This window comes from Martinezella hainanensis (genome assembly GCF_900094555.1).
In the GTDB taxonomy this organism is placed as follows: domain Bacteria; phylum Pseudomonadota; class Alphaproteobacteria; order Rhizobiales; family Rhizobiaceae; genus Rhizobium; species Rhizobium hainanense.
In genome coordinates this window covers 1-12,830 of the sequence record NZ_FMAC01000012.1, presented here as the reverse complement: position 1 = coordinate 12,830, position 12,830 = coordinate 1, and the positions used below count along the sequence as shown (strand labels likewise).

At 56.4% G+C, this 12,830-nt stretch carries 13 protein-coding genes; 8 read left to right on the top strand and 5 right to left on the bottom strand.

Features of this window, described 5'->3' with window-relative positions; translation table 11 throughout:
* Positions 1–50 precede the first annotated feature (50 nt).
* Positions 51–854, bottom strand: a complete 804-nt coding sequence (gene exoK / locus GA0061100_RS27845) for an endo-1,3-1,4-beta-glycanase ExoK (RefSeq protein WP_075856110.1) — start codon at positions 852–854, stop codon at positions 51–53.
* A gap of 4 nt (positions 855–858) precedes the next feature.
* The gene (locus tag GA0061100_RS27840; RefSeq protein ID WP_244557972.1) at positions 859–2,013 is read right to left on the bottom strand and encodes an acyltransferase family protein; all 1,155 of its coding nucleotides are present in this window, start codon (positions 2,011–2,013) and stop codon (positions 859–861) included.
* A gap of 645 nt (positions 2,014–2,658) precedes the next feature.
* Between GA0061100_RS27840 and GA0061100_RS27835 the strand changes: the two genes are divergently transcribed.
* Positions 2,659–3,618, top strand: coding sequence for a glycosyltransferase family 2 protein (locus GA0061100_RS27835; RefSeq protein ID WP_075856109.1), 960 nt, complete (start codon positions 2,659–2,661; stop codon positions 3,616–3,618).
* Between the two features lie 86 nt (positions 3,619–3,704).
* Positions 3,705–4,649, top strand: coding sequence for a polysaccharide pyruvyl transferase family protein (locus GA0061100_RS27830; RefSeq protein ID WP_075856108.1), 945 nt, complete (start codon positions 3,705–3,707; stop codon positions 4,647–4,649).
* Positions 4,650–4,661: 12 nt separating this feature from the next.
* Here GA0061100_RS27830 and GA0061100_RS27825 read toward each other — a convergent pair whose 3' ends face one another.
* Positions 4,662–5,672 (bottom strand): glycosyltransferase family 2 protein, encoded by a 1,011-nt coding sequence (locus GA0061100_RS27825; protein ID WP_075856107.1) that lies wholly within the window; start codon positions 5,670–5,672, stop codon positions 4,662–4,664.
* A gap of 90 nt (positions 5,673–5,762) precedes the next feature.
* Entirely contained in the window at positions 5,763–6,053 is a 291-nt protein-coding gene (locus tag GA0061100_RS27820; RefSeq protein ID WP_075856106.1) for an exopolysaccharide production repressor protein, read from the bottom strand.
* Between the two features lie 730 nt (positions 6,054–6,783).
* Between GA0061100_RS27820 and GA0061100_RS27815 the strand changes: the two genes are divergently transcribed.
* The 6 genes from GA0061100_RS27815 (at position 6,784) to GA0061100_RS27790 (ending at position 12,430) form a co-directional block, all read left to right on the top strand.
* Positions 6,784–7,464 carry a sugar transferase gene (locus GA0061100_RS27815; RefSeq protein ID WP_075856105.1) on the top strand — a complete coding sequence of 227 codons (681 nt, stop codon included), beginning with the start codon at positions 6,784–6,786 and terminating at the stop codon, positions 7,462–7,464.
* A gap of 84 nt (positions 7,465–7,548) precedes the next feature.
* Positions 7,549–8,823, top strand: coding sequence for a polysaccharide biosynthesis/export family protein (locus tag GA0061100_RS27810; RefSeq protein ID WP_075856104.1), 1,275 nt, complete (start codon positions 7,549–7,551; stop codon positions 8,821–8,823).
* A gap of 8 nt (positions 8,824–8,831) precedes the next feature.
* Entirely contained in the window at positions 8,832–10,124 is a 1,293-nt protein-coding gene (locus GA0061100_RS27805; RefSeq protein WP_075856103.1) for an O-antigen ligase family protein, read from the top strand.
* Entirely contained in the window at positions 10,121–11,128 is a 1,008-nt protein-coding gene (locus GA0061100_RS27800; protein ID WP_075856102.1) for an acyltransferase family protein, read from the top strand. The genes GA0061100_RS27805 and GA0061100_RS27800 overlap by 4 nt, the downstream gene beginning before the upstream one ends.
* Positions 11,129–11,436: 308 nt before the next feature.
* Positions 11,437–11,718, top strand: a complete 282-nt coding sequence (locus GA0061100_RS27795) for a hypothetical protein (protein ID WP_143525552.1) — start codon at positions 11,437–11,439, stop codon at positions 11,716–11,718.
* A gap of 367 nt (positions 11,719–12,085) precedes the next feature.
* A complete protein-coding gene (locus GA0061100_RS27790) occupies positions 12,086–12,430 on the top strand; it encodes a BP74-related protein (RefSeq protein ID WP_075856100.1) in 345 nt (114 codons plus the stop codon).
* An 89-nt stretch (positions 12,431–12,519) separates the two neighbouring features.
* Here GA0061100_RS27790 and GA0061100_RS27785 read toward each other — a convergent pair.
* A partial coding sequence (locus GA0061100_RS27785; protein WP_075856099.1) for an IS5/IS1182 family transposase occupies positions 12,520–12,830 on the bottom strand: 311 nt, incomplete at its 5' end.

The window sequence follows — 12,830 nt, the reverse complement described above, 5'->3', positions numbered from 1 at the left end:
CATGGTGGCATTGCAACCGGCCGCGAGAGATGCCACGCGGCCGGCTGAGTTCAATCGAGTTTGCAGGTGATCGATTCCGGGAACAGGCACTTCTCCCCCGGCGCAGTGAAGGCGACGCGCTTGATCTCCATGGTTGCCGGCTCGCCGCCATAGGCGAACTTGCCCATCCAGCCGCTGAGGGTATCGGTACCCCAGAGGCTGAAGAAGATCTTCTGCGCATTCGTCGGTATCTTCGAAGGATCGGTGACTTCCTGAACGAGCTTGCCGTTCACGTAGTAGCGCAGACGATCCTTTTCCCAGACGAAGGCATAATCGTTGAAATTCTGGTCGGCACCACCTGAAACCGGCACCAGCTTTTCATTGCCGCCCTTGGCGGAAATATACTGGTTGACCTGAACTTGACCGGGATTCTTGCCGAGCACTTCGAAATCGATCTCGTCATGCGGCTTCTTGTCGGTCGGGCCGATATAGGTGAAGAAGGCAGAGTTGAGACCAGGCCCCTTGGCTGTACGGTAACGCGCTTCATAGGTGCCATAGCCGTAACGTTTCATCGTCTGGATTTCGCCGCAAGCATAATTGCGATCGCCAGTCTTGGACTGGATGAACTGCAGTTGCAGCGTTCCGTCCTTGACGTTCACCTGTTTTCGCGACCAGGTGCAATTCTGATACGCTCCGTTGTTCCAACCATCGGAAATATACCAGCGGCTGGTATCCAGATGTTCGAAATTGTCGACGAATGACCGGCCGGACGCCTGATCATCCTGAGCAGACACGACCTGTGGCAGAAAGCATGCGCTCATCAGAGCGATTGAGACAAGACCAAGTCTTTGCATGTAGCTTTTCGATGTCGTCATGGCATCACCTTTGCTTCGAACGCACTTGCCGATCTTCGGCAGCGCGGTTCTGGACAGCACGGATTTCGGCTTGCGGGCGCGCCCGGCTGCCAGTCAGCAGGTTGTGGAAGCTTGGCAGGGCGTGGCGCGCCATACCATTGGTCAAGGGCAGCAGCAGCAAGGCAAGTGCCGCCGCCAGGAGATAGAAAATCGGATAGAGCTCGCTGCCACCGCGGTTCCAAAGAACCCAGAGGCAGAAGAGCAGCGGATAATGGCCGCAAAAGATCCAGAAGCTCAGGCTGCCGGTTCCTGCCAAGCCCTGCCCGATCCGGCTGCGGATGAAGATTGCCGATAGTGCCCAGAAGCCTGGAATACCGACGAGCACCATCAGATTGCGACAAACCTCGAGCCACAACGGCAATCCAGGCCCCGTCATGTAGGCTGCCGTTGCCAGAAGCGCTGCGAGCGCAACGAAGGCAGGCGCGATCAAGGCGGCATAGCGATCTATGACCGTCACGTCGATACGATGGAGACTCAGGTAGATTCCGAAGCTGAAACTGAAGAGAATAGAGTTCCGCAGCACGATTCCGATAGATACGGGCCAAGCTGCAAGCAAAAGCAGGAAGACCAATGTCGGTAACGGAGCACGACGAATAAGAAACGCCAACACCGGTGACAGCAAAATGCAAACGAAAAGATCGCGCAAAAAATAGAGCGGCAGATTTATCGGTTCGCCGTCGATGGCGAGCAAGAGATTCGAGATCGTATGCGGAGTAGCTTCCGACAGGTCCGGCAGATATCCATCGCCAATGCCGTAATACTGAAGAAGCAATACAAACAGGAAGAATGCACCATTCCACAACAGGAACGGCAGAATGACTGTCTTTGTCTTCCGGCCAACGGTCTCTTTATAGCTCTTTGGCGCCTTTCCATTACGAAATAGCAAGTATCCTGAGATCACACTCAGGCAGGGGACACCTACACGGAACAAACTGTCACGCAGGAACACGCGCAACCAATCGAAAAAGCCATAGTCACCGTTGAACGGGCTGCTATGCGGATCGAAAGGTATATGGACAAAGATTATGCCCGAGATGAGCACGATACGCATGAGGTTTATCCGCGAAGACACGTTGGCAGTCACATTCACGATGTCTGTCACCCCTTCTTCGGGCTGCATCCCCCCTCGCAGCCATTTCAAACAGAGCAGAGCTCGCAAAGGTAACCTAGGGCGCTCTTCGGAAAGGGAATATGGCACCGCAGCAAAAATGAGCGAAAAATCATATGCGGATCAGTGCTGAAAACACCGATTTGTACGCCTTTGAGCATGAAATAATCGATTTGAATCGGAGAAAAGCCCTGTTGCGAAAAGCACTTAGACGCCCGCTCAATATTTCGATGCTGGCTTCCAGCGATGAGTTCGAACGGCTCTGTTTTTTTACCGGAAGGTGAAGATTTTTTGCAGCGCAGCAGAGCCCGACAGACGAACCATGACCAAAATGCGACGACATTTCAATCATTGTGAGAAAAGCAATCCGCATCGCTCCTCTCATGGATGCGCAAACGTGCGATCATGGTGCGCAACGTGTCACAATGATCCATCGGCGGAATGGTCAGAGTGCTGCCACGCTTGGATAAAGTTTCAGAAAATCTCGTTTCTCAACATTGCTCGACACCGATTGGACGCTACCTGTTGGCGTCACAACGACATCCGTTATGGGTCAATCGGCCGGAAAATTGCCGCGGACGCCGTTGGAAAGCCAATGATCATGCCCTCGGGGGATGAGACCGCAAGCCCTTGAATCAAAACCGTAAAGGCGGGAAAATGGCGTCTATCACGATTGTTATTCCGTTCTATCAGAAGCAAACCGGCGTTCTGCAGCGCGCGTTGAAATCGATATCCCGGCAGACATTTCAGGATTTCGATATCCTCATCGTCGACGATGAATCGCCACTTCCGGCAGAAGGCGAGCTGCAGTCGCTGAGCAGCGAAGAAAGAAAGCGCATCCGTGTGATCCGCCAGGCCAATGCGGGTCCAGGCGGGGCGCGCAATACCGGCCTTAACAGCGTGCCGGCCGAGAGCCGGTTCGTGGCCTTCCTGGATTCCGATGACGAATGGGCGCCGGAGCATCTCAGCAACGCCTTCGGAACGCTGACCCATTACAATGCCGATTGCTATTGGGATTCCATCGATGGCGGCAAGGAGTTCTATTATCATTTCAGCATCGCCGAACTCGGAAAATCGGCCGATACGATACGATTGTCGGACAGGCCAGCCGTCGTCGAAATCCCGAACATCGCCAGCGTCATGCTGCAGGACTGGAGCTTTCTGCATATGTCCTGCATGGTGATCGGGCGGCCGCTCTTCGAAAAGATCCGTTTCGAGCCGTCATTGCGGCTGGCGGCAGAGGACGTCTTGTTCTTCTGCGACTGCGTTCTCGCAGCCAAGCGGGTGTTGCTGTGCGAAAACGCCGGTGCACTGCGTGGCGAAGGCGTGAACATCTTCCACAGCATCGACAATGATTCCCCGCAATTCCTGCGTCAGCAATTCAACACATGGACGGCGCTCAATACGCTGGAACAGAGATTTTCGCGCCGGCCGCAGGATGTCGAGTCTATCCGCCTCTATAAAAATCGCGCCCGGCGGCAGGCGCTCTGGAGCCAGGCGAGACAGATGCGACAGCGGCGTATGCCGCAATTTGGATTGCTGGCAAAATGGGCCTTGCGCGACCCGGCGATTTTACAAAGCGTCATGCAGCTTGCCGTGGGCAAACTCGCGCCCTAGATTTTGCAGCGCAGCATGAGCTGCGCATGCCGTATCGAAGAGCCACGGCATGCCCCGCTATCGTTTGGATCAGCAAGGAGTCCTGTATGAAGCCGTTCCACTGGGAATCCACCCATGGCAATTTCGGTGACGATCTCAATCTCTGGCTCTGGGATTTCCTACTTCCCGGCCTTCGCGATGTTCACAAGGAAACATTGCTGGTCGGCGTCGGAACCGTCCTCAATACGGAGATCCTGCCCGACGAAGGACGCAAGCTCGTCATCGGCAGCGGCTTCGGCTATGGCTCCCTTCCCGATATGCGCGACACCTCGCAATGGGACGTTCGCAGCGTACGCGGCCCGTTGACCGCGGAAAAAGCCGGCTTGCCTGCTGCAATGGGCATTGTCGATCCCGCCGTCCTGGTGACGGAAATGCCCGAATTCCAGAATATTTCGAAAAACGGCAAGCGCACCTTCATCCCGCATTGGGAATCGGCTGCCGCAGGCCTTTGGCCTGAAATCTGCAAGACCGTCGGCCTTTCCTATCTCGACCCCCGCGGCGAGGCGAAGGCCGTGATCCGCGAGATTGCCGCCTCCGAACTGATTGTTGCGGAATCGATGCACGGCGCCATCCTGGCCGATGCTTTCCGCGTTCCATGGATAGCAGTCAGCTCCTCGCGCTCCATCAACAGTTTTAAATGGAACGACTGGGCTCGCTCGCTCGGCGTCACCTATCAGCCCAAGCACATTCCTGTTTCGACCCGCGCCGAGGCGATCGCCAAGGGCGCGAAGTTCTGGGGCGTCGGCTTCGAGCGCAGCAACCTGGCAGCAGCCGAGCTTGGAAAGCAGCGCTACGGGGAAAACGTGATGCTTGCCGATCCCGAGCAGACCACGCTGCGCGTCATGGCAAAGCAGGCACTTGCGGTGCCCTCGGCCCTGGGTCTTTGGCAGGCAAGCAAGGCAAAACCGCAGTTGAGCAAGGACAGCGCACTTGCGGCCTGCAAGGAACGCCTTCTCAGTGTGATCGAGGGCGTGCGCCGCGATTATCTGTAAGCTTCGATATCGCTATTTCGGAGCGGCCTGCAGAAGATAGCGCAGGCCGTTCGCACCGGCATGGGCAATGGGCGCGCCGCTCCGCTTGCGGAAGCGCTCGGTCTTGTCCGTCAGAATGCCGCCGGCAATCGCCGGAACGGCCAGGGGATGCGAAAGCGCATAGATCGCGGCAGACAAGAACCCCGATTGTGACTTGATGTCGAGGAAATGCCGCAGCTCGTAGCGATCACGGATATGCTGCTCATGGCGGCGGATCACGGCCGCATCTTCCGAAGAGATCCCGCCCTTGGCAAGAATGGTCCGGTCAGCCTCATAGAGGCGGCGCAAATCGTCTGTTTTGTGCCGGCCGCTCAGGGAATCGCTGCGCACGACCGCGCCATAACCGCAGCTATGGATGATCTTGTAACGTGCGCGCTTGGCCAGCGCACGAACATACAGGTCGTAATCTTCGCCAAGGCGCAGCGCCTCATTGTAGCGCAGGCCATGCGCATCCAGAAAGGAGCGCCGCATCAAAGGCTTCAGGAAGCCGATCTCGCCGCGACGCACGCCGCGCTTGGAAATATTGCCCTCGACGAAAGCGGCAAGGTCGAGAAAGCGCGGCTTCGCATCGAAATGATCGAGCCGTGCATGCGCGTCGGGAACAGTATCGGCACTGACGAAGGCGATGTTGTCGGCAACGAAATCCCAATCATCAGCGGCAAGCAGCGCAGCGAAACGACCCGGAAAGAAGAAATCGTCGGCATCAAGAATGCCGATCAGCGGAGCCTTGGATATCTCGATCGCGTGATTGCGTGCGGCGGCGGGACCACGGTTCTTCTCGAACTCCTGGATTGTCAGCCTGCCGCTGCCGTCATCGGCCTTGGCGGCGGCGGCGGCAGTTCCATCCGTCGAGCCATCGTCGATGACGACGACTTCCGCCACTTCAGGCTCCCGAAGGGCCGAGGCAACGGCCAGCCCGATCGTGTCGCTGGCATTCTTCGCGGCAATGATTACGCAGACACTTTTTTCTGCACGGTCGGTCACGTCAGCCTCCAATGGTTCAGGCGGAGACTTAGGACATAGCTCGGATCCGACAACCGCCGGATCATCAAAAGATCGGATCGTCTACCCGGTTCAGGGGTTGAACGGCTCGGACCGCTTCAAACTGGATGCGGACAGACCAGCGACCTTGCTGTCCTCCTGGACCGATCCCGGCACCTTGTCTTCGTTCAACAGGGACTCGTGCGCTTTGCGCTCTTTCCAGACAAGGTAGAGTACGCCCAGGAAATAGCCGATCTGCAGAAGGACGGCACAGATGACCGTTTCGATCAGTGTGGTCGAAAGCGAGTTCGTCAGAAAATATGTTGCGATAGCAAATACGATCAGCGTGCCCAACATGCTGATGAAAACGCGGGGCGCATACATAATCTTACCTCGCCCGCTCTGCCATCATGTAAAAAACGATCAAGGTCTTTCCTCCCTTATCAGACCTGAAACTCAAATATATTTTATGATTCATTGAGATTCAACCAAGTCACGATGATCCGTTGCGATTTGAGACGACCCTAACGCCGGGCCTGTTAAAACTACACCTCGATTATAATTACAATTGAATTTGTTCATCTTTCTCTTTGCAATTATATGGAGACATGATGAAATAATGCAATCTTAGCGACGCATGAGGGCGACTGCACCTCCATGGTTTCATCGTCAACTCAATCAACTTTTATTACAAAGTCCTGAAAAACCCAATCTCAGTATGTGCACCGCAAAATATTGCTGCAGCGCAATATATCCTATGAAGAAATCAGGATGGCGTATAGCTGAAGGGAAACCGAGCACAGGCTATCGAAGCCAATGATAATGAAGAACTTACCGTTGGATGCCTATAACATCCTTAGAAATCGTCGACTATGATGCGGCAGAGCTGCCAGCGGCGCCATTATACGCAGCACGATACAGTAGAACCCATCTATAACTGATCGCTGATTTAAACCAAGTCACCATTGATGCGGTAAATATATACCGCCATGCCATATCGCTACAAAAGTTTGGCTTAAAAAGTCCAAATCCGAACCTACACTCCGATCATCCCGGCTCTAATTACGCGTCCGAGAATTTCCGACCAATCGTCAACATGAATGGAGTTTTCTCTATGAAGTCTGCGACGAGATCGGCCACATCGGCTTTTTTCAGCGCCGCGGAAAGCGACGTCTTTCCGCCCACTGGTGGAGTACTGAAACGCGTTTTCGACGTCTCTACCGCTATGCTCGCTTTGATTTTCATCAGCCCGCTCTTTCTAATGCTGATGCTCCTGGTGAAACTTACAGACCGCGGCCCCGCTTTTTATGGCCATCGCCGTATCGGCCATAATGGCAAGGCTTTCCGTTGCCTGAAGTTCCGCACCATGGTCATCGATGGCGACAAGGTGCTCCATGCTCACCTGCAGTCCAATCCGAGGGCGATGGAAGAGTGGCGCGCGACGCGCAAGCTGCAGAACGACCCCCGCGTCACCACCGTCGGTGCCGTCCTGCGCAAACTCAGCCTCGACGAGCTGCCACAGCTCATCAACATCATCCGCGGCGAAATGAGCGTTGTCGGACCACGCCCGGTCGTGGAAGACGAGCTCGAGCGCTACGAGACCGCGGCAATCTATTATTTGCAGTCTCGTCCGGGCCTGACCGGCCTCTGGCAGGTCAGCGGTCGCAACGACGTCTCCTATGAAAGTCGCGTCGCCTTCGACACGCATTATGTGAAGAACTGGTCGCTCAGCAGCGACATGGTGATCATCGCCAAAACCATTCCTGCGGTCTGCCTCTCGCGCGGCAGCTATTGATGATGACTGGCAGATACCGCGGGAGGTTTCCTGCGGTTTTCCCGCATCTTGCGGGTTGCCTACCAATAACAGGGAAGATCCTGCATGATTGAATTTCGGCCTTCCAAAAGGCTTGTACGCGCCAATACATCGCTGTGCTGCGCATCGCTCGTCGCTCTCAGCCTTTGCGTAGCTTCCGTCTCGGCCTCGGCCGAAAACCTTCCCGGATATCATCTGGGCGTCATGGACAAGCTGCATGTGCGCGTTGCCGAATGGCAGACCGCCGAAGGCACCATTCGCGACTGGTCGGTGGTCACCGGCGACTATACCGTAGGACCTTCCGGCTCGATTTCACTTCCCTTCATCGGCGACATGCCTGCCGTCGGCAAGACCACGGATCAGATTGCCGACGCTATCGGCCTTGGGCTGCAGAAGCAGTTCGGCCTGCGTGATCGTCCGTCAGCCTCCGTTGAAATGTCGCAGTTCCGGCCGATCTATCTTTCGGGAGAAGTCCAGAATCCCGGTGAATATCCGTTCGCGCCCAGCCTGACCGTGTTGAAGGCGGTGAGCCTCGGTGGCGGCATGCGCCGTGCCGACGCCGGACAACGCTTTGCGCGCGATTTCATCAATGCCAAGGGCGACGCCGTCGTCTATATGGCGGAGCGCGGTCGCCTGTTGATGCGCAAGGCGCGCCTGCTGGCCGAGCTGGCTGGCAAGGATGATATCGATGTGCCGACAGAGCTCAAGCAATTGCCTCAGGCAGCAGATCTGCTCGCCAGCGAGAAAGCGCTGATGGATACACGCAGCAAGCGCATGAAGACGCAACTGCAATCCTTGGAAGACTTGAAGGCGCTCTTACAGAACGAAGTCGAGGCCCTTTCGAAGAAAAACGATACGCAGAGCCGTCAGCTTGATCTGGCCAAGGCCGACCGCGACAAAGTGGAAAGCCTGACCGAGCGCGGGTTGGAGCTTGCCTCCCGCAGAATCTCCGCTGAACAGCGTGCCTCCGATCTGGAAGCAACGCTCCTGGATACGGAAACCGCGTCCCTGAAAGCCAAGCAGGATATCAACAAGGCCAATCAGGACGAGATTACTCTCCATAACGACTGGCAGAGCTCGCTGGCCCAGGACATGCAGGATACAGACACGCAGCTGGAAACACTGCAGCTCAAGCTGTCGACCAGCCAATCACTCATGCAGGAAGCCGTGGCTCAATCGGCCGACGCCGGCAACCTCGATCCAAACGGACCGGGTGTGAGCATTTCCTACACGATCATCCGTGATGAAAACGGCCAGTCGAAGGAAATTCAGGCTCAAGAAAACACGCAGGTACTGCCGGGTGATCTGATCAAGGTCAATACCGGCCTTGCCATCCGATAGGAAAGTCGATGCGGATAGCCAAATCGATCTTCGTGCGTCCAGGCAGCAACGCCACCTATGGCGCGGTGGCGATTGCTCTCTCCTTCTTCGTCTTTGCCTATTCTTCCCGCTTCGGCCAGCCCTCCATCCTGCTCTACTATGCCCTCTGGTTTCCGCTCGTCATGATCGACTACCGGAATGTGCTCGGCAGTTACAACAGACAGCTCTGGCTCTTCGCGTTCGGCGTTTTCACCTGCCTGTCGATCTTCTGGTCGGTCGTCCCTTCCGCGACGGCGCGCGCGGCGATCCAGTACATGACGCATATCTTCTGCGCCCTGGTCGCCATGCGCACGCTCGATATCCGCACGCTGACGCGTGGCGCGATCGCAGGTACCGCCATCGTACTCATTTATTCGATATTGTTCGGCTATTACGCCTATGATCCGATCGACGGAAGCTACAGCTTCGTCGGCGCCTTCGACTCAAAGAACCAGCTCGGCTTTTATGCCTCGCTCGGCATTTATTTCGCCTTCGCAGCCGTCTTTGTCCTCGGAGAACGTCGGATCTGGATGCTGGGCGCAGGATTTGCCGGCTTGCTGTCGGCCTATTGCCTCCATGCTTCGGCATCGGCAACATCGGTGCTGACGACGGGATTGGTCGTGGTCTTATGCATAAGCCTGCGTGTCATCCTGTATCTATCGCCCAAGCAGCGCAAAAGGTTGTTTGTGACAGCGGCCGTCTCCGGCATCGTCCTTGCAGTTGCCGGCGTCTATCTCGGTGCGGTCGATCTTGTCCTCGGCGCCTTTGGCAAGGATTCCACGCTCACCGGGCGTACCTATCTCTGGCAGCAGGGCATCGCGGCGGCGCAGCAGAACCCTTTCTTCGGCGTCGGCTATCAAGCTTACTGGGTCCAGGGTTTCTCCGAGCCCGAGCGACTGTGGGATGAGTTTTTTATCGCCTCCCGCGCAGGCTTCCACTTCCATAATACCTATATCGAGACCGCGGTGGAAACCGGGCTCATCGGCGTCTTCCTGCTCGCCTCAATCCTGCTGACGGCTTTCGTCGGCCATATCAGCCGCTTTCTGAGCGACATCCGAAACGATGAATCCTACATCCTTCTGGGTGTCGCGACCCTGTTGCTGATCCGCTCCTTCGTGGAGATCGACATTCTCAATCCGTACCATGTCGGTTCCTTCCTGTTCTACTTCACAGCAGGAAAGCTTTCCATGCGAGCGCGCATGCCAGCGAACGCGCCATTGCGAATGGATGAGCAGATACAATTCGCATCTCCCGTCAACTGGGAGCCGCGAACGGGCCAATGAAGACACTCTATGGCATTCAATATCTCCGTGCCTTTGCTGCGCTCGCCGTAGTGTTGTTTCACGCCGCCGAACGCAGCGGCGGCCATTTTCGCATTGGAGCCGCGGGGGTCGACGTCTTCTTCGTCATCAGCGGCTTCATCATGTGGACCATGAGCGAGCGTCGGCCGGTGACGCCGCTGCGCTTTGCGCTCGACCGGCTGCAACGTATCGCGCCATCCTACTGGATCGTGACCGCCATCATGATTGTCGGCGCCGTTATCGGCCTGTTTCCGAACATGAAGCTGACGGCCAGCCACATTCTCGGCTCGCTGCTCTTCATTCCCGTTCGCTCGCCAAGCACGAGCGGTGGCGAGATCTGGCCGGTTCTGGTGCAAGGATGGACGCTGAATTTCGAGATGTTCTTCTACGTCATCTTCGCGGCTTGCCTGTTTCTGCCGCAACGGCTGCGGCTTGCCGGCATGACGGCGATCTTCCTCGCCTTTGTCCTTGCTGGCGGCATCATCGATCCACAGTCGCCTCTGCTTCTGACCTATACGCGTCCCATCATCCTGGAATTCGTCGCCGGCGCCATCCTCGGGCGTCTCTGGCTATCCGGACACGTGCCGAGGGCAGGCCTCGGCCTTACCCTGATCGCCGTCGCCTTGTCGGGCTTTGCCGCGATCCAGATTCTCGGCCTGGACTTCAACGAGGTGACCTGCGGACCGCTCGCTGTTGCCCTCGTGCTCGGCATGGTGTCAGTGGAGCGCAGCGGCAAGTTGCCCTCCCTCCCCCTCCTTACCTATCTCGGCAACAGCTCCTATTCGATCTACCTCTGGCACACATTAGCCATTTCGGTGGTCGTCAAGCTGATGGCGTCGATGCAGATACCCTCTGACGCCATTACCTTCATCGGCGTCATCAGCGGCACCATTCTCGGCATCTGCGCCTACGAAACCGTCGAAAAGCCGTTGCGCAATCTTCTAAAGAACCTGAGCTGGCAGAGATCGCGCGCCTCGCCAGCCTGAGGCTTCCGCTCCATACAACCTCTGCGTAGTCCCGCGCGCCTATGCTCGCGGGCACTTGACGACGCGCCTCGGAAAACGTCGTATGGGCGAACGCGAAATTCGAAACTCCGCGACGATCGCGATCCGCCTTCGCTATCCTCGGTTCACGGACCCTATATGAAACGTTTGGCAACCGCTTTGCTGCTGGCTCCGCTCTGGGCCCCTGCCTTCTCGCCATCGCGACCGCCCTCTTCTGGCCCGTGCCACATGTCCTGGGCGATATCAGCAGGCTGTCATGGATCTGGACGGCGATCGCGGCAGGCGCGCTCTTGGCATATGCGGCCATCCTCGCCATCGGACTGCCGGCGCACATATGGTTGAGGAGGCGGAGCAGCCGCTCGCTTCGAGCCTATCTGGTCACATGGTTCGCGCTTGCGGTCATCGCGTGGGTGATGGGCTTCACCGCAGCCTTCGCCACGCTCGGGCTGGGCTTCTCGCTCTCATACCTGCTGGATATCATCATCCATCGTCCCTATGTGCCGCTTGCATTCGGGACGGTATGGGCCGTGGTCGGTGCCACTTTCTGGGCGATCGTTCGACCCGATCGTTAGGCCTTGTAGCCCCCTGTTCCAGATTTCCGCTCGGACGAAGCCTGTTATCGCAGACGGCTTCCGGGCGACATCCAAAACAACAAATACCGCCTCCCGTTCCGCGCTCTTTCAGTAGAAAGATCATGGCGCACCGGCCGCTCATGACAAGGCCACGGACACCCCGGGAGCCCTCGTCCTCCACTCAAAATCGACAATACCGACGGCGCATGAAAAATACCCGCACATTGGCCGGAAGAATTGCAAAAAACCCAATAAAATCCAAGGATTGAAATAAGTTTAGCAAAAACTAATTTTCACACCACTTCCACAAGTGGAAGCTCATTAATCCAACCTTGCTCTATTTCAATTTTCAACATGGAGGAAATTCATGCCGTATTTCGCCCTGACCCAGCCATCGTCCCCAGGTGTCGAATTCATATTCGAACTCACAGATGAAAATAAGATCGCCCATGCTCGAAGAATTATTTCGGGGGAAGAGCGGAACGAAGTGCATGTGCACGGCAGGATCTTGAAGAAGCAGGCATCTTACAACAAGAAGTTCAATTTCTATCTGGATCCGCAGACGATTAATTTCTTCGAGATGATGATCGAGGTCTGCGATGCGGATATGACATATGTCGAGGATCATCTTGACGAAGCCGGCGGCGCATTCCTGCCAGGAAGCCATTGGTGCCCTTGGAATTCCAATGTCAGCCGCGAAGTCACTCTCTAGCAACAAGCGGGGCGACAATCGAGCGGGATTGCTCCCGCTCGATTGTCACTTCATGTCCGGTCGTACGCCTAGGCTCAGGACTCGTTAACTCATAGCCAGAAGATGACGGCTGCTGCGATGCATATGGCTGAAAAGAAGGTATGGGCACACCGATCGTAACGGGTTGCGATGCGTCGCCAGTCCTTGAGTTTGGCGAAGAGATTCTCGACCTTGTGCCGTTTCTTGTATAGCCCCTTGTTGTAGGGATACGGGACCTTCCTGCTTCGGCTGGATGGAATGCAGGGTTCGATGCCCTTTGCCTGTAAGGCCTCCCGGAACGCGTTGCTGTCATAGCCTCGGTCAGCAATCAGTGTTTTGGCAGGTGGCAAGGCTTCCAGGACAAGGCGAGCACCCTTATGGT

Excerpts from the sequence above, each read along its gene's own strand:
- exoK (WP_075856110.1), bottom strand. The coding sequence starts at position 854 with ATGACGACATCGAAAAGCTACATGCAAAGACTTGGTCTTGTCTCAATC.
- GA0061100_RS27840 (WP_244557972.1), bottom strand. The coding sequence starts at position 2,013 with ATGCAGCCCGAAGAAGGGGTGACAGACATCGTGAATGTGACTGCCAAC.
- GA0061100_RS27835 (WP_075856109.1), top strand. The coding sequence starts at position 2,659 with ATGGCGTCTATCACGATTGTTATTCCGTTCTATCAGAAGCAAACCGGC.
- GA0061100_RS27830 (WP_075856108.1), top strand. The coding sequence starts at position 3,705 with ATGAAGCCGTTCCACTGGGAATCCACCCATGGCAATTTCGGTGACGAT.
- GA0061100_RS27820 (WP_075856106.1), bottom strand. The coding sequence starts at position 6,053 with ATGTATGCGCCCCGCGTTTTCATCAGCATGTTGGGCACGCTGATCGTA.
- GA0061100_RS27815 (WP_075856105.1), top strand. The coding sequence starts at position 6,784 with ATGAAGTCTGCGACGAGATCGGCCACATCGGCTTTTTTCAGCGCCGCG.
- GA0061100_RS27810 (WP_075856104.1), top strand. The coding sequence starts at position 7,549 with ATGATTGAATTTCGGCCTTCCAAAAGGCTTGTACGCGCCAATACATCG.
- GA0061100_RS27805 (WP_075856103.1), top strand. The coding sequence starts at position 8,832 with ATGCGGATAGCCAAATCGATCTTCGTGCGTCCAGGCAGCAACGCCACC.
- GA0061100_RS27800 (WP_075856102.1), top strand. The coding sequence starts at position 10,121 with ATGAAGACACTCTATGGCATTCAATATCTCCGTGCCTTTGCTGCGCTC.
- GA0061100_RS27790 (WP_075856100.1), top strand. The coding sequence starts at position 12,086 with ATGCCGTATTTCGCCCTGACCCAGCCATCGTCCCCAGGTGTCGAATTC.